Origin of the sequence: Azospirillum sp. A26, from assembly GCF_042604635.1 — a bacterium.
Taxonomy (GTDB): Bacteria; Pseudomonadota; Alphaproteobacteria; order Azospirillales; family Azospirillaceae; genus Azospirillum; species Azospirillum palustre.
In genome coordinates this window covers 1,097,797-1,119,764 of the sequence record NZ_CP170474.1, presented here as the reverse complement: position 1 = coordinate 1,119,764, position 21,968 = coordinate 1,097,797, and the positions used below count along the sequence as shown (strand labels likewise).

The following is a 21,968-nucleotide window of genomic DNA, read 5'->3' as shown; positions in this document are numbered from 1 at the left end:
CCACCTCTTGGATCCTTCACTGGATTCTGTGGCGGGCTCCGCGCCCGCGGGGCTGCCGGTGGAAATCGATCCGCCGCACCCCGACGTCCAAGGGAGACGTCGAATGAGTAAAGTGCGAAAGCTGGAAGAGGCCGTCGCCATGATTCCCGATGGCGCGGTTTTGATGATCGGGGGGTTCATGGGGGTCGGAACGCCGCCCCACCTGATCGATGAACTGCTCCGCCAGGGCAAGCGCGACCTGACGGTCATCGCCAACGACACCGCCCGCCCCACCGTGGGGATCGGCCGGCTGGTCACGGCGAAGGTGGTGCGCAAGGTGATCGCCAGCCACATCGGCACCAATTCCGAGACCCAGCGCCAGATGATCGCCGGCGAGACGGTGGTCGAGCTGGTGCCGCAGGGCACGCTGGCCGAGCGGGTGCGCGCCGGCGGCTTTGGCCTCGGCGGCGTCCTGACCCCCACCGGCGTCGGCACGGTGGTCGAGGAGGGCAAGCAGTGCATCGAGCTGGACGGCACGGTCTATCTGCTGGAGACGGCGCTGAAGGCCGATTTCGCCCTGATCGCCGCCAAGCGGGCCGATTATCTGGGAAATCTCGAATACGCGCTGACGGCGCGCAACTTCAACCCGCTGATGGCGATGGCCGCCGAAACGGTGATCGTCGAGGCCGAGGACATCGTGCCGGTGGGCGTCATTCCGCCCGACAGCGTCGTCACCCCGAATGTGCTGGTCGACTGCCTGGTCGCCAAGGAGCGTCGCCATGGATGAGAAAACCCTGATCGCCAAGCGCGTCGCGCTGGAACTGCGGCCGGGAAACCTGGTGAATCTCGGCATCGGCCTGCCCACCATGGTCGCCGCCCACCTGCCGGCCGGCGTCAACGTCTTCTTCCAGTCGGAGAACGGCATCGTCGGCATGGCCCCGGTGCCCGAACCGGGGGCGGAGAACGAGGATCTGAGCGATGCCGGCGGCAGCCCCATCGGTGCCGTTCCGGGGGCCGCATCCTTCGACAGCGCGATGTCCTTCGGCCTGATCCGCGGCGGGCATCTGGACGTCACCGTCCTGGGCGGCCTCCAGATCGACGAGGAGGGCCGGCTCGCCAACTGGATGGTACCCGGCAAGATGGTGCCCGGCATGGGCGGTGCGATGGATCTGGTCTCCGGCGCCAAGCGGGTGATCGTCGCCATGCAGCACAGCGCCAAGGGCACGCCCAAGATCGTCAAGCGCTGCGAACTGCCGCTGACCTCGGTCCGGCGGGTCGATCTGATCGTCACCGAACTGGCGGTGATCGAGCCGACGGACAAGGGGCTGGTGCTGCGCGAGGTCGCGCCCGGCGTCACGGTCGCCGACGTGCTGGCCCAGACCGGCGCCGAGCTGATCGTCCCGTCCGCCGTGCCGACCATGCCGGTCGCCGCCTGACCGGCGCCATCCACGCATCGGCCCATCTTGATCGTCGGAGACCCGTCCTCCCCGCGCCGTCCGGCCGTGCAGCCGGCGGCGCGGGAACGACCCTCCTCGTGCCGGAGACCCGCCATGAGCGTCACCACAGCCCCCCCGCCGGCGCCGGAGACCAGCGCCCGCTTCAACCCGATCACGCCGATTTCCCGTGCCCTGACCTGGTTGGTCAGCCGCTATCTGCCCGACCCGCTGATCTTCGCCATCATCCTGACCGTGCTGACCTTCGGCTTTGCCTGGTGGCTGACGCCGAGCAGTCCTGTCGATCTGGTGCGCATGTGGGGCAACGGCTTCTGGAACCTGCTGGCCTTCTCGATGCAGATGGCGCTGGTGCTGGTCACCGGCCATGCGCTCGCCAGCTCCGAGCCGGTGCGCAACGTCATGGGCCGGGTGGCCTCCATCGCCAAAACGCCGGCCCAGGGCGTCATGCTGGTCTGCTTCGCCGCCGCGGTGACCAACGTCGTCAACTGGGGCTTCGGCCTCGTCGTCGGCGCCATGTTCGCCCGCGAGGTGGCCCGCCGCGTCCCGAAATCGGACTACCGGCTGCTGATCGCCTCGGCCTATATCGGTTTCATGACGTGGCACGGCGGCTTCTCCGCCTCGGTTCCGCTGGTCGCCGCGACCAAGGGCAACCCGATGGAGAAGACGGTCGGCCTGATCCCGATCTCCGACACCATCTTCACCACCTACAATGTCGGCATCACGCTGGCGCTGATCGTCGTCCTGCCGCTGATCTGCTGGATGATGCACCCGAAGGCCAACGAAGTGGTGGCGGTCGATCCGGCGCTGCTGAAGCCGGAACCCTCGACCAAGCGCGTCCTCGGCCCCGACGCCAGCCCGGCTGAAAAGCTGGAGGAGAGCCGCGTCCTCGGCTTCGTCGTCGCCGCGCTCGGCATCGGCTATTTGTTCCTGCACTTCCAGGCCAAGGGCTTCGACCTCAACATCAACACGGTCAACCTGATCATGCTGGTGGCCGGCCTGATCCTGCACGGCACGCCGATGGCCTATGCCCGCGCCGTCGCCAACGCCGCCCGCGGCACCGCCGGCATCATGGTGCAGTTCCCCTTCTACGCCGGCATCCAGATCATGATGGAACATTCCGGCCTGGGCGGTCTGATCACCAACCTGTTCGTCGACATCGCCAACAAGGAAACCTTCCCGGTCCTCGCCTTCCTGTCGTCGGGCCTGATCAACTTCGCCGTCCCGTCGGGCGGCGGCCATTGGGTGGTGCAGGGTCCCTTCATCATGCCGGCCGCCCAGCAGCTCGGCGTCGATCTCGGCAAGGCGGCGATGGCCATCGCCTATGGCGAGGAGTGGATGAACATGGCCCAGCCCTTCTGGGCGCTGCCGGCGCTCGCCATCGCCGGGCTGGGGGTGCGCGACATCATGGGCTACTGCGCGACGGCCCTGGTCATTACGCTGCCCATCTTCCTGATCGGCCTCTACTTCTGACCGTCAACGACCAACCGGCCGCCGCGCTCCACCGAACGGACGCGGCGGCCTTCCTTCCTTCCTTCCTGCAAGACGCAATTTTCCGGAGGAGTCCTCCATGACCGAGATCGTCATCGCCAGCGCGGTCCGCACCGCCATCGGCAGTTTCAACGGCGCGCTGGCGTCCGTCCCCGCCCATGAACTTGGCGCCGCTGCGATCCGCGAGGCGCTGTCGCGCGCCCACACCGACGCCGCCGAGGTGTCCGAGGTGGTACTGGGCCAGGTGCTGACCGCCGGCCAGGGCCAGAACCCCGCCCGTCAGGCCGCGGTCAAGGCCGGCATCCCAGTCGAAAAGACCGCCTTCGGCATCAATCAGGTCTGCGGCTCCGGCCTGCGCTCGGTGGCGCTCGGCTGGCAGGCGATCCGCTGCGGCGACGCCGAGGTGATGGTGGTCGGCGGCCAGGAGAACATGAGCCAGTCGCCCCACCTCATGCATCTGCGCAACGGCACCAAGATGGGCACGGCCGAGATGCTCGACAGCATGATCCGCGACGGGCTGTGGGAGGCCTTCCACAACTACCACATGGGCACCACCGCCGAGAATGTCGCCCGCGCCTGGGATCTCAGCCGCGAACGGCAGGACCAATTCGCGGTTGCCTCGCAGCAGAAGGCGGAGGCAGCGCAGAAGGCTGGCCGCTTCCGGGACGAGATCGTGCCGATCACCATCAAGGGCCGCAAGGGCGACACGCTGGTCGACACCGACGAATATCCCAAGCACGGCACCACGCTGGAGACGCTGGCCAAGCTGCGCCCGGCCTTCGCCAAGGACGGCACGGTGACCGCCGGCAACGCCTCCGGCCTCAATGACGGAGCGGCTGCGCTGGTGCTGATGACGGCGGAGAACGCCGCCCGGCGCGGGCTGACGCCGCTGGCGCGCATCGCCTCCTGGGCGACGGCCGGCGTCGATCCCAGCATCATGGGCACCGGGCCGATCCCGGCCTCGAAGCTGGCCTTGCAGAAGGCCGGCTGGTCGGTGGACGACCTCGACCTGATCGAGGCGAACGAGGCTTTCGCGGCGCAGGCGCTGGCGGTCAATGCCGGAATGGGCTGGGACGAGGAGCGGGTGAACGTGAATGGCGGCGCCATCGCGCTCGGCCATCCCATCGGCGCGTCGGGCGCCCGCATCCTGGTCAGCCTGCTGCATGAGATGGGCCGGCGCGACGCCCGCAAGGGCCTCGCCACCCTGTGCATCGGCGGCGGCATGGGCGTCGCCCTCTGCGTCGAGCGCGTCTGATCCAATCGAGACATGCGGAGCCGCCGATGCCCTCAGATGGCAGCGGCTCCGCGACCATTTGTACCCTTTTGAAGGATAGTGGTATGGCAGAGATTATCGAGGTGTCCGTCACCCTCCACATCGCGGTCGCCGACGCCTCTGACGGGCCGGCCCTCGCCCTGCGGGCGGCGGAGCAGTTCAGCCACGTCAGTCACGCCCAGATCGCCGCGTTCAACGAGGTGAACCGGGTCCATTCCGCAGACCATGGCACCGTCGAAGCGGTGACCAGCATCGTCGCCGGTGCGGGCCGCGGCTCGTAACGTCGGTCCGGCCACCGGAAGCGGCCCCTGGGATCGGACCGGGGTGAGCGGGCCGGAAAGAGGGAAACAAGAATCATGCGTTTGTCGGAGCTGCCGTTGCGGTGGCGAATCGGATTCCTCGCGTCGCTGTCGATCATCGCCGCCGGGCTGGTGGCGGCGGTCGGCGGCCATTTCGTCAACCGTGCACTGGTCGAGCAGCGGATGAACAGCGTCCGCTTCATCGCCGAGAGCGGCGGCAGCATCGCCGCCCGCTTCCACAAGCTGGCGCAGGACGGCGCGATGAGCGAGGAGGATGCGAAGGACCGCGCCAAAACGGCCATCGGCGCCATGCGCTACGCCGACGGGGAATATCTGTGGATCTGGACCTCGCAGGTCATCAACGTCATGCATGCCAACCCGGCGCTGATCGGCAAGAGCGGCGCCGAGATCCGCGACCGCAACGGCGTCTACGTCATCCGCGAGGCGGTGCGCGGCGCCCTGACGCCGGTGCCGGAGTTCGTGACCTACGAATGGCCGCGGCCCAACGACCCCAAGGGGCCGACCTATGAGAAGCTGGCCTACTCGGTCCATTTCGAGCCATGGGACTGGGTGATCGGCACCGGCGTCTACACCGACGATCTGCGCTCGGCCTTCGTCGGCATGATGACCGTCTTCGGGCTGGTGGTCGCCGGGCTGTCGGCGCTGGCCCTGCTGCTGGGCTGGGCGGTCGCCCGCAGCGTGACGCGTCCGCTGTCGCGCGTGCATGGCGTCATGCTGCGCCTTGCCGACCATGATCTGGACGCCGAGGTGCCGGAACGCGGGCGGCGGGACGAGATCGGCGGGATGGCGCGCACGCTGGAGGTCTTCAAGGAGAACATCCTGCGCAACCGCCAGATGGAGCAGGAGCGCCGCAGCGCCGCCGTCCAGGCCGCGGCGGAAAAGCGGGCGGCGGTGGTCGATCTAGCGAACCGGTTCGAAAGCCGGGTCGGCCGCATCGTCGACCAGCTCGGCCTGTCGGCCAGCGGCTTCCAGCAAACCGCCTCGCAGTTGTCCGGCGCGGTCCGCAAGGCCGAGCAGGACTGCACGTCGGTGGCCTCGGCGTCGGAGCAGGCGTCGGTCAATGTGCAGGCCGTCGCGTCGGCTGCCGAGGAGATGTCGACGGCGATCCGCGGCCTGTCGGGACGGGTGGTGCAGGCGGCCCAGCGCTCCAAGGTGACCGCCGAGCGGGCGGAGCAGGCCCGCGGCCATCTGGATGCGCTGTCCGCCGCCATCGAGCAGGTCGATCAGGTCGTCGCGTCGATCAACGCCGTGGCCTCCCAGACCAACCTGCTGGCGCTGAACGCGACCATCGAGGCGGCCCGTGCCGGCGAGGCGGGCAAGGGCTTCGCCGTCGTCGCCAGCGAAGTCAAGAATCTGGCGAGCCAGACCCATGCGATGACCGAGCAGATCGGCCAGCAGATCGGCACCGTGAAGGCGGCGTCGGACCGGACCGTGGAGGCGATGCGCGGCATCATCGGTCAGGTGGAGCAGATCGACCAGTCTGCCGCCGAGATGGCCGCCTCGGTCGAGCAGCAGAGTGCGGCGACCGATGAGATCAGCCGCAACGCCCAGCAGGCCGCCCTCGGCACCAACGAGGTCTCGCACAGCGTGGTCGACATCCAGAAGGCCGAGCGCGACAGCGGGGTGGCCGCCGGTCAGGTCAAGCAGTCCGCCGACACACTGGCGACCGACGCGGCCTTGCTGAAACGGGAACTGGACGCGTTTCTGGCGGAGATCCGCGCCGCCTGAGACCCGTTCGCCATGCGATTGCACGAACGCCCCGGCTCGCAGGAGCCGGGGCGTTCGTGTGTCCGGGATGCCGGTGCTTGCGGTCAGGTGAACCAGTAGCGCGTGAGATGGAAGAACAGCGGGGCGGAGAATACCACGGAATCGAGACGGTCGAGGACGCCGCCATGCCCCTCGATCATCGTGCCCCAATCCTTGACGCCGAGGTCGCGCTTCATCGCCGACAGGACGAAGCCGCCGAAGAATCCGGCCGTCACGATGACCAGCGACATGCCGGCCGCCTGGAGCGGCGAGAAGGGCGTGATGACATGCAGCCCGGTGCCGATGGCGACGGCGGTCAGCCCGCCGCCGACCAGCCCCTCCACCGTCTTGGACGGGCTGATGCCGGGCGACAGCCGGGTCTTGCCCCACAGCTTGCCGAACACATACTGGAAGACGTCGCTCAGCTGCGCCACCGTCATCAGATACAGCAGCAGCAGGGCGGGGGGCAGGCTGTAGCCGGGGATGTCGAGCCACAGCAGGGCCGGCGCATGGCTGGTGCAGTAGACCGCCAGCATCAGGCCCCACTGCGCCTTGGCGGTGCGGGTCAGGAAGTCGGTGGTGTCGGCGCCCAGAACCGACAGCGACGGCAGCGCCATGAACACATAGACCGGGATGAAGATCGAGAACAGCCCGTACCAGCCGATCCCGACCAGCCAGTATTGCAGCGGCACGACCACGAAGAAGGACAGGAACAGCCCGGCATGGTCGCCGCGCCGGGTCGGCGTCAGCGTGATGAACTCGCGCAGCGCCAGATAGGAGAGCAGGGCGAACAGCACCAGCGTCACCCCGCTGCCCAGCAGCATCGCCGCGGCGAACAGCGCCACCATCACCCACCAGGAGCGGATGCGGGCGTTCAGGTTGCGCACCGTGTCGCGCCCGGCCGGCGTCTGCACCCGGTAGGCCAGGACGGCGCCGATAAGCGTGGCGACGACCAGCAGGCCGATGGCGGCACCCGACAGCCAGAGGAACAGCGGCTCGGTGGTCGTGAAAACGCTCATCACTGAGTTGATCGCGCTGCTCATCGGGTGGTCCGTCGGTCGGAAGGTTGGGACGCGGGCTGGGAGTTGGACTGCGAGGCGGGCCGGGACAGCGACACCAGCGCGTCGCGCGCCCGTCCCAGGAAGGCCGCCTTGTCCTCGCCCGCGACGGGTTGCAGCGGCGCGCCGAAGCGCATGGTGCAGATCAGCGGCACCAGCAGCGGCATGCCCTTCGGCATCACGCGGTGCAGGTTCTCGATGAAGACGGGGACCAGTTCCGCCGCCGGCACCCGTTGGGAGAGGTGGTAAAGCCCGCTCTTGAACGGCGCCACGGTGCCGTCGCCGCGCGTGCCTTCGGGAAAAAGGATCAGCGACTGCCCGCTTTCCAGCACCGCCGCCATGGCGTCCATCACCTCCGCCGTCGCCTTGCCGGTGCGGTCGACCAGCAGCGCGTTCAGGCAGCCCACCGCCACCGCACGGCGCAGGGCCGAACCGCCCCAATAGTCGAGCGCCGCCACCGGATGCGTGCGCGCCCGCAGCTTCGAAGGCAGGGCCGCCATGACGGCCAGCGTGTCGAGGTGGCTGGTGTGGTTGGCGAAATAGATGCGCGGAGTGTCCGCGGGGGCGCTGCCTTCCCAGCTTGCGCGGGCGCCGACCAGCAGGCGGGTCAGCCCGAGCAGACCGTGGCGGAGCGCCGGTTGGAACAGAGGGATCATGACCGGACCTCCGGCTTGAGGGCTTCCAGATGTTGGGCATTCAAATGTTGAGTATTTAGGCGGCGGGCGATGCCGAGCGTGCGCGTCGCGACGGTCAGCAGGCTGCCGGCCATGATGATCCAGGCCGCCGCGAGCAGGCTGTAGCGTGTGCCCCACAGCATATGCTCGACCGCCTGGGCAAGCAGGGCGACGGTGAGGGCGGCCATGCGACGCTGCTTGGCCATCACGCCGCCGAAATCCTGCGCCAGCCCCAGGGCGCCGCCGAAGGTGCGGACATAGGCGGTCATCATGGCGGCCAGCGCCGCCGCCCAGCCGAGCCAGGGCAGGCCGGCGGCATAGCCCAGCGGCACCAGGAAGGCGGTGTCGGCGACGCGGTCGGGGATCTCGTTGTAGAGCGCGCCGACCGGCGATCCCTTGCCGCCCTCCACCGCGACCATGCCGTCGAGCAGGTTGCAGACGAGGCGCAGTTGGACGCACAGCGCGGCGCCGATCCAGGCCAGCACGCCGCCCTGGAGCAGAAGGGCGCCGCCGATTGCCGCCCACACCGCCGACAGCAGCGAGATCTGGTTGGGGGTCACCGGCGTCGTGGTCAGCCACGCCGCCAGCCGTTGCGCCCAGCGGGCCGACCGGGTGGCGATGGGGCGCCGGTCGGCGGCCGGGTTGGCGGCGGTAGCCTTGGCGGCGGTCGCGGAGGTCTCCATCATGCAGGCTCCTTGGCTGCGGCGTCCGCGGCGAACCGCGTCACGGCCGGATAATCGGTCTTGCCGGTGCCCAGCAGCGGGACGGCGTCGATGCGCAGGATGTCGCGCGGAATGGCGATCTCGGGCGCTCCCCTCGCCCGCGCGGCGGCGACCAGCGCATCGCGGGTCAGCGCGGTGCCGGTCGTCGCCAGCACGATCCGCTCGCCGCGCTTGGCATCGGGCAGGGCGACGGCGGCGTGCGTGGCGTCCGGATCGGCGAGGCCCGCCAGCTCCTCGACGAGGCCGAGCGGGATCATCTCGCCCGCCACCTTGGCGAAGCGCTTGACCCGGCCGACGATGCGGATGAAGCCCTCGGTGTCGATCTCGACGATGTCGCCGGTGTCGTGCCAGCCATCCTGCGGCGGCTGGATCACGCCGGGACAGTCGGCGTGCAGGTAGCCCTTCATCACGTTCGGCCCGCGCACCCGCAGCCGCCCGCCGGCATCGACGCCGGGCACCGGCACCAGCTCGGTCTCGATGCCGGGCAGGGCCTGCCCGACGCTGCCGGGACGGAAGCGGGCCGGGGTGTTGACGGCGATCACCGGCGCCGTCTCGGTGGTGCCGTAGCCCTCCAGCAGATGGACGCGCAGCCGCTCGGTATAGACGCGCCGCGTCTCGTCCTGGAGCCGCTCGGCCCCGGCGAAGACGAGGCGCAGCGAGCGGTAGTCGTAGGGGTCGGCCGACCGCGCCCAGGCGTTCAGGAAGAAGTCGGTGCCGAACAGGACGGTGGCATTGGTCTGGTAGACCAGCTCCGGGATCAGCCGGACATGGCGCGGGTTGGGGTAGAGCACCGTCTTCACCCCGTTCAGGATCGGCAGCAGCATGCCGCCGGTCAGGCCGAAGGAGTGGAAGATGGGCAGGCAGTTGAACACCACGTCCTGCCGGTTGAAATCCACCACCGACGCCACCTGCGCCATGTTGGCGAGCAGGTTGCCATGGCTGAGCGCCACGCCCTTCGGCGGCCCCTCCGATCCGGAGGTGAAGAGGATGGCGGCGATGTCGTCGCTGTTCCCCTGCGGCGGCAGCAGCCGATCCGGCACCACCAGAGCCGCCAGGGCGCGCAGCTTGTCGCCCAGCCGCAGCCCGCGCTTGACCTCTTCCAGATGGATGATGGCGTGGTCGGCGGCCAGCGCCTCGACCAGCGCGCCGAGGCGCGCCTTTTCGATGAACTGGGCGGAGGTGACGATCCGGCGCACCCCGGCGGCGCGGCAGGCGGCCTTCACCGCATCCGGACCGGCGGTGAAGTTCAGCATGGCGGCCGGCCGGCCATGGGCGGCGAGGCCGAAGAACACCGCCGCCGTCGGCGAGGCGGTCGGCAGCAGCACGCCCACCGGCTCGTCCGCTTCCGTGCCGCGCGTCAGGATGCGGCCGAGCACCAGGGCGCGGGCCGCCAGCGCACGGTAGGACAAAGTGGAGAAATCGCCGTCCTGCACCGCCTCTTCCCGTGCTCCGGCCTTGGCCCGGGCGTCGAGCAGGGCCAGCATCAGCGTTTCCTGCCGCGGGCGGGCGGCGAAGACGCTCTCCGTCATCACGCGCGACAGCCAGGACTTCAGGGCGGCGCGCCGCGTCTTGCCGACCAAACCACCGACATCCGGGGTGGTCACCGGCGGCAGCACGGTGATAGTGATGTGCGGGAACAGGCCGAGCCGCAGCCGGCCCTTCATCCGCGACAGGACCGAGCGCTGGGCGCCCTCGATGCAGACCGGCACCACCGGGCAGCGCGCCTTGTCGGCCAGCATGCCGGGGCCGCCGTTGATCTTCATCAGCGACCCGGTGACGGTGATCCGCCCCTCCGGGAAGACGCAGACCTTGTCGCCCTCGGCCAGCGCACGGGCCAGGATGCGGGTGCCGAGCGGGTTGGTCGGGTCGATGGTGACATGGTCGGCGATTGCCAGGAACGGCTTGACCAGCGGGTGCTTGGCGATGTGGGTGTCGACCGCGAAGCGCATGCCCGGCAGGAAGGCGGCGAGCAGAGCGCCGTCCAGGAAGGACTGGTGGTTCGGCGTCACCACGGCGGCGCCGTCGAGCTTGGTCAGATGCTCCGCCCCGCGGACCTCGACACGGAAGGCCAGCCGGAACAGGCCGCGGAAGACGGCGCGCATCAGCGCCTGCGCATCGACGGCGAGCGCCATCACGACGGCGACCGCCATGCTGGCGCCGCCCACCGACGCGACCGTCAGCGGCGAGGCTCCCAGCGCCAGCATCCCGGCGGCGACGGCCGAGCCCGCCACCATGTAGAGCGCATTGACCACATAGGCGGCGGCGATGACGCGGGCACGGGCCCCCGGCGCGGCGCGATGCTGGATCAGCGCATAGAGCGGAACGGCGAAGGCACCCCCGGCGGCGGCAATGACGAACAGGTCGGCCAGCAGCGGCAGCGCCCAGGGCTGGGCCAGCAGGGCCAGCGGCGACAACGGTTCTGCCGCCGGGACGGCCGGGGTCAGCAGGGGCAGGGCGGCGCCCGCCAGGGCGGCGATCAGACCGGCCAGCGCGGCGCGGCCGGCGTCGGCGGTGGACGGCGTGCGGTGGCTGAGACCGGCATACACCGAGCCGGCGGCCACGCCGATGGCGAACACCGCCAGCAGCAGGGTGGCGCCGCCGCTGTCGGTTCCCAGCGTCTCGCGGGCGATGGACGGGAATTGCGCCATCACCACCGCGCCGACGCCCCAGAACACCGAGATGCCGTGGATCGCCCGCATCGACGCCCGGTCCCCGGCGACCGAGCGCAGCACCCGCACCGTCACCGCCAGCGGGTTGAGCCCGACAGCCACCGCCGGATCGGCATTGCCGGCGCGCGGGATGAACAGCGACGCGGCCAGACCCAGCAGCGCGGAAGCGCCCAGCATGCCCGGCACCGCCCAGGGATGGAGCAGGGCCAGCGAGCCGCCGGCGATGGTGCCCAGCAGGATGGCGACGAAGGTCCCGGCCTCGACCAGACCGTTGGCGGCGGTCAGTTCGGACGGGTCGAGCAGGTCGGGCAGCAGGCCGTACTTGACCGGCCCGAACAGTGTCGAATGGGCGCCCATGCCGACCAGCGCGACGATCAGGACCGGCAGGTCGGCGGCGACGATGCCCCAGGACGCCAGCGCCATCAGCCCGATTTCCGCCAGCTTGACGATGCGGGCGATCACCGTGCGGTCGTAGCGGTCGGCCAATTGGCCGGCGGTGGCCGACAGCAGCAGGAAGGGCAGGGTGAAGGCGCCCGCCGCCAGGGTCGAGATCATCGCTCCGCTGAGGGCGCCCTCGCCTGACACGCCATAGACCGCCAGCACCGCGATGGCGCCGCGCAGGACATTGTCGCCGAAGGCGCCGAGGAACTGGGCGAGGAACAATGGCAGGAAGCGCCGCGACGCGAGAAGGGATGACGCGTTCATTGTCCGGCTCCGGTCCTGGCGGTAAGGGGGGCGGCGAGGGGGGCGGTAGGGGTTGCGATGCCGGTGAGGATCGCGTCGGCGACCGGGTCGGCGAGGCTGGAGAGCGGCGCCGTCTGCCGGCCGTAGACCTGCGACTGCACGTTCAGCACGATGGCGCCGATGACGATGTGGGACAGCGCATCGCGGTCGGCCGGCACGATGCTGCCCTCCGCGATCCCGTCGGCGACGATGCCGCAGATCACGTCGACCGGCGTCTCCTGGCCCTGCGGCACCAGCGGCAGCGATTCATGCTGCGACAGCAGAAGGAAGCGGGTGCGGTCGGGAGCCGCCTCCGCCAGATGGAAGGCGTGATGGATGACCCGCCGCAGCCGCTCCGGCGCCGCACCCTGGCCCGCCGCCTCGCGCAGGCTCTGCGACATGGCGGTGTATTCCGCCGCGAACAGGTCGGCCGCCAGCTCCTCCTTGCTCGGCCAGTGGCGATACAGCGCTCCCTCCGAGACCCCAGCGGACCGGGCGATGTCGCGGACCGTCGTCGCCTTCACCCCTTTCTGGGCGAACAGCGCGATGGCGGCATCGCGGACCCTGTGGCGAACGTCGGTGGACATGACGCCTCCATGTGAATGAATGTTCACTCACAAGGTGACGAGGCCATCTGACTGGCGCAACGACGAAAAAGTATAGGGTCCGGCGTTCCGGGCTCATCTGATGGATATACCACCTATGAGCCGCCGCAGTTCGCCTCCCGCCATCCCGATCCGTCCTTGTCGAATGCCCACGAACGATGCAACGCTAGGGGGTAGCGATGCAACGTTGGATGAAGATATGACGCCGGTTCTCCAGTCTCTGACAACCCTTCCGTCATATTTGCTGTTCGCCGTCGTGATGCTGGGGTTCCTGCTGCTGTTCATCCTGGCCTACACCGCCGTCACCCCGTATCGCGATCTGGCGCTGGTCCGGCAGGGGAACACGACCGCGGCCCTGACCCTGGGCGGTGCCATGATCGGCTTCGCCCTGCCGTTGATGAGCGTCGCCTCCCACACCACAAACATCGTCGATCTGGCGGTGTGGGGCGTGATCGCGCTGGTGTCGCAGCTGTTGGTGTACGTCATCGGTTCGCGCGTTCTGCTGCCGGATTTCCGCGCCGGTGTCGAAGCCGACCGCACCGCCTACGGCATCCTGCTCGCCAGCCTGTCGATTGCGGTCGGGCTGCTGAACTACGGCTCGCTGACCTATTGATCCGAGGAAAGGCTTTCCGATGAAGCGCTCGCGCACCGTCGCGGCCCTGTTGCTGGGCGGCATCAGCCCGCTCCTGTTCGCCTGCGGTGAGGACGGCCCAGAAGAGGCGACCGTCTATCCCTCCGTCGAAGCCTGCACCGCCGAGAAGCCGGCAAGCGACTGCGCCGAGGCCTTTGCCGCCGCCAGCCAGGAGCATCTGGCCGGCGCCCCCCGTTTTTCCAGCCGGGAGGCCTGCGAGGCGGAGATGGGCGACGGCGCCTGCACACCGGCCAATGAAGGCGTCGGAAGCAGCACGGGAAGCGTCTTCGTTCCGGCGCTGGTCGGCTTCATGATCGGCCGCAGCCTGACCGGCGGCTACGCCCAGCCGGTCTATTTCGACCGCCAGGGCTATGCCCGCAGCGGCAACACCCGGATCGCCGAGACGCCGTTGCCGCCGCAGCGCCGGGACGAGATTCGCCAGGGCAGCGGGGGCGTGGCCTCCAGTTCCGGGTCCTACTACCGGCCGGGCTCGGCCAATTCGGGCAAATCCTTCACGGTCACCACGAGCGGGCGCAGCGCCGGCTTCGGCTCGACCGGGTCGTCGCGCGGCTTCTCGGGGAGCTGAGATCATGGATCGTGTACCGACCGCCCCCCGCCCGCAGTGGCAGGCGAAGCTCGATGAGATCGGCTTTCCCTTCCACACCGACGCCGACGGCACGGCCTATTGGGACGAAAGCGCCTACTGGCGCTTCTCCCTCGCCGAAATCGAGACGTTGGAAGAGGCCGCCGAGGAGGTCTACCGGCTGTGCGAGGCGGCGGTCGGCCATGTGGTAGCCCGCGGCCTGTACGAGGCGGTCGGGCTTCCCCGCTGGGCGGCTCCCGCCATCGAGGCGAGCTGGAAAGAGCGCGAAGGGCGGGACATGCCGCTTTACGCCCGTTTCGACTTCGCCTGGGACGGCAAGGGCGGGCCGCCGAAGGCGCTGGAGCTGAATGCGGAAACGCCGACCTCGCTCTATGAGACCGCCGTCGCACAATGGTGCTGGCTTCAGGACGTCCATCCGGACGCAGACCAGTTCAACAGTCTGGAGGAAGCCCTAGTCGAGCGCTGGCAGGCGCGGAAGCAGGTGTTTCCCGCGCTGGGATCGCAGGCCGAAGCGGTGCATTTCGCCTGCCTGATGCCGCATCCGGAGGACGAGGCGACCATCGCCTATCTCCAGACCCTGGCCCTGCGCGCCGGCATGACCACCAAGGCGATGCCGATCCAGGCGATCCGCTACGACGACGCTTCCGGCTGCTTCCTGGACGATGCCGGCCTGCCGATCCGGCATCTGATGAAGCTGTATCCCTGGGATTGGATGATCCGGGAGGAGACCGGCCGCGAACTGGTGACCGCCGCGGCGCAAGCGCGGATCCGGATGATCGAGCCGGCCTGGAAGATGGTGATGGCGTCGAAGGGGCTGTTCGCCCTGCTGTGGGAGCTGAACCCCGGCCACCCCAACCTGTTGCAGACCTCGCTCGACCGCACCGGCTTTCCGGCAGGCAGTACGGTGGTGGCGAAGCCGCTGCTCGGCCGCGAGGGCAGCAATGTCAGCATCGCCACCCTCGACGCCGCGGGTTTCCCCGCCGGTCAGCCCATCGCCCAGACCGAAGGGCCCTATGTCGACGAGGGTTGGGTGTATCAGTCCTTCACGCCGCTGGCGGAGGCCGACGGCAACCATGCCGTCTTCGGCGTCTGGATGGCCGGCGACAAGCCCTGCGGTCTGGGAATCCGCGAGGACCGCGCGCTGATCACCGGCAACACCAGCCGCTTCGTCCCGCACATGATCGCGCCGCCTTGACGGCGCCTGGAGTCACGCGCCGCCGAAGACAAGCTCGTCGGCAATGATGGCGCCGCTCGCCTGCATCAGGTACAGCCCGATGTGGTGGGCAACCATTTGCGGGTGGGCGGCGGTGACGGGCAGGCCGAGGCCGCGGGCGGTGTCGAGCGGCAGGTCATAGGTGGAGCAGCCCGGCTCATACACGACGATCTCGCGCAGCGGCCCGGTCATGCCGTGGTTGCGCGCCGACAGCAGGGCCTGCACGGCCTGAAGCACGCAGATGTCGGTGCAGATGCCGTCCACCACCAGCGTCTCGATGCCGTTGGCGGCGATCCAGTCGAACAGCCGGTTTTGCCCCGTCGTCAGGTCGGTCGTCCCGACCACGCCGTTGATGCAGTCCTTGCGCATCAGCGTGACGCCGGGGGCGCCCTCCAGCCAGGACAGTTCCTCGACCAGATTTTCCTCGCCTGTGCCGGCCTCGCAATGCGGCGGGTAGGGGTATTCGGGCTTGCCCGGCTCATGGGTGTCGAGGAAGACCGCGACGGGATAGCCGGCCGAGAGGAACAGCCGGTTGGTGCGGTCGATCTCGGCGACCATGCGGGTGACCTGGGCGTTGGCGACCGGCGGCGCCAGATTGCCGCCGCCGATGGCGGCGAACCCGTTCACCGGATCGACGTCGAGTTTCCCAACCCGCTTGCCGGCCAGCGAAACGCTGCTGCTGCGCACCGGCAGGGCGGCGGCGACGGACTCCAGCGCCGCGGCGGGGCCAATGGCGGTGCTGATGATGGTCTCGGTCATGGTTCCTCTCCTCCGGTTCAGACCAGCACCGGGACGTTGGCGACGCCCTCGGTGCCGAAGATGGCGCGATAGCGGGCGACTTCGGAGGCCGGCCCGGTGGCCTTCTCGTAATTGTCGCTGAGCTTGACCGCCCCCTTCCAGGCGCCATCGACCTCGACGGCGGTCACCTTGCACACGAGGCTCAGCGGGTCGAGCCCCTGGCCGTTGCGCGGGTGGCAGTTCCGGAAATCCGAGGTCAGCAGCGTGCCCCAGCCATAGCCGTCGCGGATGCGGCCGCCGAAGGTCCGGTGAAGCGTCACGATGTCCTCGACGTCCAGCCCGTCGCTGAACAGGACGCGCTTCTCGCGGGGATCGCGGCCGTGCCGTTCCAGCCACGCGATATATTCCTCGCCCGCGGTCACCGGCTCCTTGCTGTCCACCCGCATGCCGGTCCAGTCCGCCACCCAGTCCGGCGCGTCCCGCAGGAACTGGGTCGAGCCGAAAGTGTCGGGCAGGAACACCAGCATCGAGCCGCCATAGGTCTCCTGCCACAGCCGCAGCACATCGTACTGCGCCACCCGCAGATCGCCGTCGGTCCGCGCCAGCGCCGCGACCGTCGTCGGCAGCTCGTGCGCGTTGGTGCCGATGGCCTCCAGATCGTGCTTCATGGCGAGGTGGGTGTTGGAGGTGCCGATGAAGCGCGGGCCGAGTTCGGCCGCCATCGTCTCCACCACATATTCCTGCCAAAGGAAGCTGTGCCGCCGCCGCGTGCCGAAATCCGACAGGCTGAGATCCTCCAGCGGCCGCAGCCGCTCGATCTTGTCCCACAGGCGGACCTTGGCGCGGGCATAGAGGATGTCGAGTTCGGTCTCGGTCATGCTGGCGAGGGCGGCGCGCGTCTTCAGCTCGTTGATGACGCTGAGGGCGTAGATCTCCCACATCGTCGTCATCGCCCACGACCCTTCGAAATCCAGGCGCCACTGGCCGTCCTCCTCCGACAGCCGGTAGTCGGGCAGGGCGAAATCCTCGGCGAGCCAGGCGACGAATTCCGGCCGGAAGATCCCGCGCTGGCCGTAGAAGGTGTTGCCCTGCAGCCAGACCGCTTCGGAGCGCTTCAGGCGCAGCGAGCGGACATTGTCGAGCTGGCGGCGCAGTTCGGCCTCGTCGATGATCCGGGCCAGCTTCACCGAGCGGGTGCGGTTGATCAGGCTGAAGCGGACCTTCACGTCGCGGAAATGCCGCCAGATGAATTGCAGCATCGCCAGCTTGTACCAGTCGGTGTCGAGCAGCGACCGGACGATGAAGTCGGTGGCGAAATTGTGGTTGTGGGCGCGGCCACTGAAATTGACGAGCATGGCTGAAACCTCCTGTTCTCGCTGACCGGGTCACAGCCCGTAATGGTTGGTGACCGGCAGACGCCAGCCCGGCCCGTAGGTCCGTTCGGTGACGACGACGCCCGGAGGGCTCTGGTCGCGCTTGTATTGCGCCCGCGCCGTCATGCGGGCGATGCGCTCGGCATAGGCGGTGGAGATCGGCTGGCCGACGGCGGCGCCCGCCAGTTCGGCGGCACGGTCCGCCCCATTCAACCCCTCGACCATGGTGGCGAGCACCGCGTCGAGATGCTCGTAGGCGCCAAGCGCCTGCTCGTCGGTCTGCCCCTCGCGCAGTTCGGCGCTCGGCGGCTTGGCGATGATACGATCCGGCATCACGGCACCCTGCGGGCCGAGCAGCCCTTCGGGGCGGTGCGTGTTGCGCCAGCGCGCCAGCCGGAAAACGACCGTCTTGTAGACGTCCTTCAGCACCGAATAGCCGCCGCACATGTCGCCGTAGAGGGTCGCATAGCCCACGCTCATCTCGCTCTTGTTGCCGGTGCTCAGCACCATCAGCCCAAGCCGGTTGGACAGCGCCATCAGCGTCATGCCGCGCGCCCGCGCCTGGACATTCTCAAAGGTGGTGTCCGCCGCCGGCACCGGCTGGCCCTCGAAGACCGGGGCGAGCATGCCGTCGAAGGCGGCCAAGGCCGGCGCAATCGGCACGGTCAGCAGGCGGGTGCCGAGCAGGGAAGCGGCCCGTTCGGCATCCTCCATGCTTTCCGCCGAGGTGTAGGGCGACGGCATGCGCACCGGCAGCACGCGCCCGGCCCCCAGCGCGTCCACCGCGACCGCGGCCGACAGGGCGCTGTCGATGCCGCCCGACATGCCGAGCACCACGCCGGGAAAGCCGTTCTTGTTCACATAGTCGCGCAGGCCCAGCACCAGCGCCCGATACATCGCCTCGGTTTCGTCGGGATAGCCGTTCGGCAGCATGCCGAGCACGTCGCCGCGCCGCAGGTCGACGCCGCCGTCCTCGCCGCGCTCCAGCGTGATGTCGAACTCGCACTCGCGGAAGCCGGCCTGGGCGATCACCAGCCCGGCCCGGTCCATCACATAGCTTCCGCCGTCGAACACCAGGCTGTCCTGTCCGCCGACCTGATTGACGTAGAGGACCGGCAGGCCGGTGGCCTTGACCGTGCGCCGGCCGATGGCGAGGCGGACCGCCTGCTTCCCGGTCCTGAAATGCGAGCCGTTCGGCACGATCAGAACCTCGGCCCCTTCGGCCGCCAGCGCCTGGGCAACCTTGCCGTGCCAGAAATCCTCGCAGATGGCGATGCCCAGGCGGAAGCCACGGAAATCGACGGGCGACGGCAGCGGGCCGGGGGCGAAGACCCGCTTCTCGTCATAAACCTCGTCGTTCGGCAGCGTATGCTTGAGCACGATCTTCATCGACCCGTCGGTCTCGATGAGAAAGGCGGCGTTGTAGGGCAGGGCGGCGCCGTCGAGCGGACCGCCGACCAGCACCGCCGGTCCGCCATCGCCCCGCATCTCACCGGCCAGCACGTCGAGCGCCGCGCGGAAATCGCGCCGGAAGCCCGGACGCAGCACCAGATCCTGAAGCGGATAGCCGCTGCCGAAGCACTCGCTGAACACCAGCAGGTCGGCCTTGCCGCGATACTGCGCGCGAAGGCGGCGGACGATGTCGAAATTGCCCTGGAGCGCGCCGACCGTGGGGTTGGCCTGGACGCAGACGATGCGCAGGCTGGAGGTGTTGTTGGACATGGCAAAGCTCCTTTGCCGAATGCCGCCGGTCTGTCCGGCGGGCTTGATCGTCATGGTGTGATGCGACCCCGACCATGTGTGCGGATGTCGGCCGCGCTCAGCCGCTGGACATCGCGATCAGGGTCTGGATGATGTGGTAGTGATCCTCGAACATCCGTTCGGGATCGATGTCCGCAATCGGCATCCAGCGGGCCGATCTGGCGTCGTCGCCGCCGCGCACCTTGGGAAAGCCTTCGTCGGTGGGCTTGAGCTGGATGAGGAAGGCCTGCGTCACCGTGCGCCCGCGCGTCGAGCGGTAGGGGTGATCGAAGATCTGGCTGGCGCGGATGCCGCCCTCCAGGAAGCCCGCCGGAATCTTGAGCTTCGTCTCCTCCCGCAACTCCCGGATCATGGCGTCCTTGATCCGCTCATGCTGGCCGACGAAGCCGCCGGGCAGCGCCAGCAGGCCGCGCCCCGGCAGGCCGCGGCGTTCGACCAGCAGGACATGGCCGGACAGCACCACCACCGCATCGGCGGTCAGGAAAGTGGGAGGATAGGGTGCGTTGGCCCAGCCCGCCTTGTATTTGGCGATGTAGGCGCTTTCCTCGGCCAGCCGCTTGTACTCGTCGGTGTGCGCGAACTCCGCCAGGAAGGCGGCGACAGTGGCGGGCAGGGCCTCTTTCCACTCCTCCAGCGCCGCCGCGGCATCGGCGAAATAGGCATCGCGGATCGGCGTCGCCGAAATGCCGTGGAAATTCGCGCACTCCACGGCGCCCCATTGCGGGAACATGCGCAGATAATAGCTGCTGTGGTCCTTCGAGTGGCCGATCAACCCGACTTTAGGGGGCGAGCCGTCGGCAGGCCGGTGATGCTGCACGACGATGCCATGCACCGCGGCCTGGACATCGCGGATCCATTCCAGGTCGTTGTAGCGGTCGATGAGGGGAAGCACCGTGATGCGCCCGCACTCTTCCGGCGTGAAGGCGCCCTCGATGCAGGAGCGCACCTCTTCGAAGCGGAAGGGATTGCGGTGGCTGCGCGCCTGACGCGACGATCCGACCAGCACGATCAGATGCCGACCCAGCGACAGGGCCCGCTTCATGACGGTGAGATGGCCGAGATGGAAGGGGCGGAAGCGGCCGACGAAGACCAGGAAATCGAAGCCTGAGGCGCTCTGTGCGCCGGGGGCCGCGGTCTTCTGCGGCAAAGACAGGGCTCCGGACTCGCGTCCGGTAGGAGAGACGGTGGTCATGCTCAGCAAGCTCCTTGCTGAAAGAGCGCCGCAGTCTATCTGCGGCACACAAACGATACGGGCTCGGCCGGCATTTCTCAAGGTCCCAAGATATGCTCTTTCGGAGCAATACCGTTGGCCGAGCCGCATGGCTGGCCGCAGCCTATCGCTCGCCGGTGCCGCCCACCTCGCGGAACCAGTCGGCATAGGATGTCGTGTGGATCATGTGCCGGTTCAGGTCCGGCGCACCGTCGGACCACCAGACGGGTCCGCGCTCGCCGAGCGCGCGCTTCGCCTGATCGACAGCGGCATGCGCCGCCGCTTCCGCACTGTCGTCGCCGGCTCGTCTCGCGGTCGCCACGGCCCGGCGCGCCCGCATCAGATCGGCGACCAGGCCGGCGCGGGCCTCGCTGGACAAGGCAGGGTTGGCCGTGCGCCACAGACGTCCGCGCACGACGATGTAGCGGCCATCGGGGGTGGTGAGCGGGCTGGGCTTGGTGGACAACGGAACCTCCGACGTGTCTGCTGCATGAACAGCACAGGCGTCGAAACGGACCGCGCTCACACCGGTTCGGCAACCCGGCTGGCTGGCTGGTTTCGCAGCAGGGCAAGATCGGCCACGGTCCGGCAGCCGAGCAGGGCCATGGTCAGGTCGAGTTCATCCCGCAGGATCGCCAGCGCGTGCTCGGCCCCCGCCTGTCCGCCGGCCGCAAGACCGAACAGCGGCGCCCGGCCGAGCAGAACCGCGGCGGCCCCGGCGGCCAGCAGTTTCGCCGCGTCGCTGCCGCGCCGCACCCCGCTGTCGGCCAGCACCGTCAGACGGTCGCCGACCGCATCCACGACCCGCGGCAGAACGGTGAGCGGCGACGGCGCGCAATCGAGGTTGCGCCCGCCATGGTTGGACACCACGATGGCGTCGACCCCGGCCGCCGCCGCGCGCAGCGCGTCCTCCGGCGCCAGCAGGCCCTTGAGGATGATGCGCCCCCGCCAGCGGCGGCGCAGCTCCGCCACGTCGTCCCAGTTGACCCGGTCGCACAGACGGATCGGGTCGTGTGCCGCGGCGTCGGTGATGCGGGTGCGGAACTGCGCGGGATAATGGGCGTATCCCGGCCAGCCGCCGTTGGCCAGCAGGCGGAGCAGCACCCCGACCGCCCAAGCCGGGTGGCGCGCCACGTCCAGGGCGCCGCGCAGGGACGGCGTGACCGGAACGCTGAATCCGTTGTGTCGGTTATACTCGCGCTTGGGCGATACCGCGGTGTCCACCGTCAGGATCAGCGTGTCCACCCCGCAGGCGGCGACGCGGTCGAGCAGGCCGTGGGTCAGGCTGCGGTCGCGCCAGACATAGAGCTGGAACCACAGCTCGGCCCCGGACTCCGCGATGGCCTCGATGCTGGTGATCGATTGGGTCGAGACGCTGAAGGGGATGCCGGCGGCGCGGGCGGCGCGGGCCAGCAGCACCTCGCCGTCATAGCGGACCAGACCGGCGGCGGCGGTCGGCGCGATGACGAAGGGCATCGGGCGGTCGCGGCCGAACAGCGTCACGCCGGTGTGGCGTCCGCTGCAATCGACCAGCACCCGCGGCGTCAGTTCGGCCTGGGCGAAACTGTCGCGCAGCCGGCGCAGGGAGGTCTCGTCCTCGGTGCCGCGGTCGATGTACTCGAACAGGCCGCGCGGCAGGAAACGGCGGGCGCGCAGCCGCAACTCGTCGATGTTCAGGCATGCCTGATGGGCCGCCATTGGATCACCGCCTCCCGCGGGGTGGGGCC

20 protein-coding genes are annotated in these 21,968 nt (G+C 69.2%); 9 read left to right on the top strand and 11 right to left on the bottom strand.

Translation table 11 applies throughout. The features are described 5' to 3' along the window. The first annotated feature begins 103 nt into the window (after positions 1–103). The 6 genes from ABNQ39_RS28665 to ABNQ39_RS28640 all read left to right on the top strand — a co-directional run bounded on the left by ABNQ39_RS28665 (position 104) and on the right by ABNQ39_RS28640 (position 6,242). On the top strand, positions 104–766 hold the full coding sequence (locus ABNQ39_RS28665) for a CoA transferase subunit A (RefSeq protein ID WP_376964939.1): 663 nt from the start codon (positions 104–106) through the stop codon (positions 764–766). Continuing rightward, positions 759–1,415 (top strand): 3-oxoacid CoA-transferase subunit B, encoded by a 657-nt coding sequence (locus ABNQ39_RS28660; RefSeq protein WP_310117073.1) that lies wholly within the window; start codon positions 759–761, stop codon positions 1,413–1,415. Before ABNQ39_RS28665 ends, ABNQ39_RS28660 begins: the two co-directional genes overlap by 8 nt. A 114-nt stretch (positions 1,416–1,529) precedes the next feature. Beyond that, positions 1,530–2,903: a TIGR00366 family protein gene (locus ABNQ39_RS28655; RefSeq protein WP_376964937.1), complete on the top strand. Its 1,374-nt coding sequence runs from the start codon at positions 1,530–1,532 to the stop codon at positions 2,901–2,903. Between the two features lie 97 nt (positions 2,904–3,000). Next, the gene (locus ABNQ39_RS28650) at positions 3,001–4,176 is read left to right on the top strand and encodes an acetyl-CoA C-acetyltransferase (protein ID WP_376964935.1); all 1,176 of its coding nucleotides are present in this window, start codon (positions 3,001–3,003) and stop codon (positions 4,174–4,176) included. Between the two features lie 83 nt (positions 4,177–4,259). Next, positions 4,260–4,475, top strand: coding sequence for a hypothetical protein (locus tag ABNQ39_RS28645; protein WP_376964933.1), 216 nt, complete (start codon positions 4,260–4,262; stop codon positions 4,473–4,475). 75 nt (positions 4,476–4,550) lie between these two features. Continuing rightward, complete coding sequence (locus ABNQ39_RS28640) at positions 4,551–6,242, top strand: methyl-accepting chemotaxis protein (RefSeq protein WP_376964931.1); 1,692 nt, start codon at positions 4,551–4,553, stop codon at positions 6,240–6,242. Between the two features lie 83 nt (positions 6,243–6,325). On the opposite strand, the gene ABNQ39_RS28635 is transcribed toward ABNQ39_RS28640, so the two are convergent. From ABNQ39_RS28635 to ABNQ39_RS28615, 5 genes are read right to left on the bottom strand one after another with little or no spacing between them, the layout of a single operon-like run. Beyond that, positions 6,326–7,279 (bottom strand): phosphatidate cytidylyltransferase, encoded by a 954-nt coding sequence (locus ABNQ39_RS28635; protein ID WP_376964929.1) that lies wholly within the window; start codon positions 7,277–7,279, stop codon positions 6,326–6,328. 20 nt (positions 7,280–7,299) lie between these two features. Then, positions 7,300–7,974: a lysophospholipid acyltransferase family protein gene (locus ABNQ39_RS28630; RefSeq protein ID WP_376964927.1), complete on the bottom strand. Its 675-nt coding sequence runs from the start codon at positions 7,972–7,974 to the stop codon at positions 7,300–7,302. Continuing rightward, positions 7,971–8,678 (bottom strand): CDP-alcohol phosphatidyltransferase family protein, encoded by a 708-nt coding sequence (locus ABNQ39_RS28625; RefSeq protein WP_376964925.1) that lies wholly within the window; start codon positions 8,676–8,678, stop codon positions 7,971–7,973. The genes ABNQ39_RS28630 and ABNQ39_RS28625 overlap by 4 nt, the downstream gene beginning before the upstream one ends. Next, positions 8,675–12,088, bottom strand: coding sequence for an acyl-[ACP]--phospholipid O-acyltransferase (locus tag ABNQ39_RS28620; protein ID WP_376964923.1), 3,414 nt, complete (start codon positions 12,086–12,088; stop codon positions 8,675–8,677). The genes ABNQ39_RS28625 and ABNQ39_RS28620 overlap by 4 nt, the downstream gene beginning before the upstream one ends. After that, a complete protein-coding gene (locus ABNQ39_RS28615) occupies positions 12,085–12,693 on the bottom strand; it encodes a TetR/AcrR family transcriptional regulator (RefSeq protein ID WP_376964921.1) in 609 nt (202 codons plus the stop codon). Before ABNQ39_RS28615 ends, ABNQ39_RS28620 begins: the two co-directional genes overlap by 4 nt. 217 nt (positions 12,694–12,910) lie before the next feature. Between ABNQ39_RS28615 and ABNQ39_RS28610 the strand changes: the two genes are divergently transcribed. From ABNQ39_RS28610 to ABNQ39_RS28600, 3 genes are read left to right on the top strand one after another with little or no spacing between them, the layout of a single operon-like run. Further along, entirely contained in the window at positions 12,911–13,324 is a 414-nt protein-coding gene (locus ABNQ39_RS28610) for a DUF350 domain-containing protein (protein ID WP_109447691.1), read from the top strand. 19 nt (positions 13,325–13,343) lie between these two features. Further along, complete coding sequence (locus ABNQ39_RS28605) at positions 13,344–13,928, top strand: DUF1190 domain-containing protein (RefSeq protein WP_376964918.1); 585 nt, start codon at positions 13,344–13,346, stop codon at positions 13,926–13,928. A 4-nt stretch (positions 13,929–13,932) separates the two neighbouring features. Then, positions 13,933–15,141, top strand: coding sequence for a glutathionylspermidine synthase family protein (locus tag ABNQ39_RS28600; protein WP_376964916.1), 1,209 nt, complete (start codon positions 13,933–13,935; stop codon positions 15,139–15,141). Positions 15,142–15,153: 12 nt separating this feature from the next. On the opposite strand, the gene ABNQ39_RS28595 is transcribed toward ABNQ39_RS28600, so the two are convergent. The 6 genes from ABNQ39_RS28595 to ABNQ39_RS28570 form a co-directional block, all read right to left on the bottom strand. Then, positions 15,154–15,918, bottom strand: coding sequence for an isochorismatase family protein (locus ABNQ39_RS28595; protein WP_376964914.1), 765 nt, complete (start codon positions 15,916–15,918; stop codon positions 15,154–15,156). A gap of 17 nt (positions 15,919–15,935) precedes the next feature. Beyond that, the gene (locus ABNQ39_RS28590) at positions 15,936–17,252 is read right to left on the bottom strand and encodes a nicotinate phosphoribosyltransferase (RefSeq protein ID WP_376964912.1); all 1,317 of its coding nucleotides are present in this window, start codon (positions 17,250–17,252) and stop codon (positions 15,936–15,938) included. A gap of 30 nt (positions 17,253–17,282) precedes the next feature. Then, entirely contained in the window at positions 17,283–18,992 is a 1,710-nt protein-coding gene (locus ABNQ39_RS28585; protein ID WP_376964910.1) for an NAD+ synthase, read from the bottom strand. A gap of 97 nt (positions 18,993–19,089) precedes the next feature. Beyond that, positions 19,090–20,223 carry a bifunctional nicotinamide-nucleotide adenylyltransferase/Nudix hydroxylase gene (locus ABNQ39_RS28580; RefSeq protein WP_376964908.1) on the bottom strand — a complete coding sequence of 378 codons (1,134 nt, stop codon included), beginning with the start codon at positions 20,221–20,223 and terminating at the stop codon, positions 19,090–19,092. 142 nt (positions 20,224–20,365) lie between these two features. Further along, entirely contained in the window at positions 20,366–20,707 is a 342-nt protein-coding gene (locus ABNQ39_RS28575) for a hypothetical protein (protein WP_376964906.1), read from the bottom strand. A 56-nt stretch (positions 20,708–20,763) separates the two neighbouring features. Beyond that, entirely contained in the window at positions 20,764–21,939 is a 1,176-nt protein-coding gene (locus tag ABNQ39_RS28570; RefSeq protein WP_376964904.1) for an alpha-hydroxy acid oxidase, read from the bottom strand. Between the last annotated feature and the right edge of the window lie 29 nt (positions 21,940–21,968).

Bases quoted from the DNA above. Each gene is read 5' to 3' on its own strand.
- ABNQ39_RS28655 (WP_376964937.1), top strand. From the start codon at position 1,530: ATGAGCGTCACCACAGCCCCCCCGCCGGCGCCGGAGACCAGCGCCCGC.
- ABNQ39_RS28585 (WP_376964910.1), bottom strand. From the start codon at position 18,992: ATGTCCAACAACACCTCCAGCCTGCGCATCGTCTGCGTCCAGGCCAAC.
- ABNQ39_RS28630 (WP_376964927.1), bottom strand. From the start codon at position 7,974: ATGATCCCTCTGTTCCAACCGGCGCTCCGCCACGGTCTGCTCGGGCTG.
- ABNQ39_RS28590 (WP_376964912.1), bottom strand. From the start codon at position 17,252: ATGCTCGTCAATTTCAGTGGCCGCGCCCACAACCACAATTTCGCCACC.
- ABNQ39_RS28595 (WP_376964914.1), bottom strand. From the start codon at position 15,918: ATGACCGAGACCATCATCAGCACCGCCATTGGCCCCGCCGCGGCGCTG.
- ABNQ39_RS28635 (WP_376964929.1), bottom strand. From the start codon at position 7,279: ATGAGCGTTTTCACGACCACCGAGCCGCTGTTCCTCTGGCTGTCGGGT.
- ABNQ39_RS28660 (WP_310117073.1), top strand. From the start codon at position 759: ATGGATGAGAAAACCCTGATCGCCAAGCGCGTCGCGCTGGAACTGCGG.
- ABNQ39_RS28570 (WP_376964904.1), bottom strand. From the start codon at position 21,939: ATGGCGGCCCATCAGGCATGCCTGAACATCGACGAGTTGCGGCTGCGC.
- ABNQ39_RS28665 (WP_376964939.1), top strand. From the start codon at position 104: ATGAGTAAAGTGCGAAAGCTGGAAGAGGCCGTCGCCATGATTCCCGAT.
- ABNQ39_RS28625 (WP_376964925.1), bottom strand. From the start codon at position 8,678: ATGATGGAGACCTCCGCGACCGCCGCCAAGGCTACCGCCGCCAACCCG.
- ABNQ39_RS28650 (WP_376964935.1), top strand. From the start codon at position 3,001: ATGACCGAGATCGTCATCGCCAGCGCGGTCCGCACCGCCATCGGCAGT.
- ABNQ39_RS28640 (WP_376964931.1), top strand. From the start codon at position 4,551: ATGCGTTTGTCGGAGCTGCCGTTGCGGTGGCGAATCGGATTCCTCGCG.
- ABNQ39_RS28645 (WP_376964933.1), top strand. From the start codon at position 4,260: ATGGCAGAGATTATCGAGGTGTCCGTCACCCTCCACATCGCGGTCGCC.
- ABNQ39_RS28615 (WP_376964921.1), bottom strand. From the start codon at position 12,693: ATGTCCACCGACGTTCGCCACAGGGTCCGCGATGCCGCCATCGCGCTG.
- ABNQ39_RS28600 (WP_376964916.1), top strand. From the start codon at position 13,933: ATGGATCGTGTACCGACCGCCCCCCGCCCGCAGTGGCAGGCGAAGCTC.
- ABNQ39_RS28620 (WP_376964923.1), bottom strand. From the start codon at position 12,088: ATGAACGCGTCATCCCTTCTCGCGTCGCGGCGCTTCCTGCCATTGTTC.
- ABNQ39_RS28605 (WP_376964918.1), top strand. From the start codon at position 13,344: ATGAAGCGCTCGCGCACCGTCGCGGCCCTGTTGCTGGGCGGCATCAGC.
- ABNQ39_RS28610 (WP_109447691.1), top strand. From the start codon at position 12,911: ATGACGCCGGTTCTCCAGTCTCTGACAACCCTTCCGTCATATTTGCTG.
- ABNQ39_RS28580 (WP_376964908.1), bottom strand. From the start codon at position 20,223: ATGACCACCGTCTCTCCTACCGGACGCGAGTCCGGAGCCCTGTCTTTG.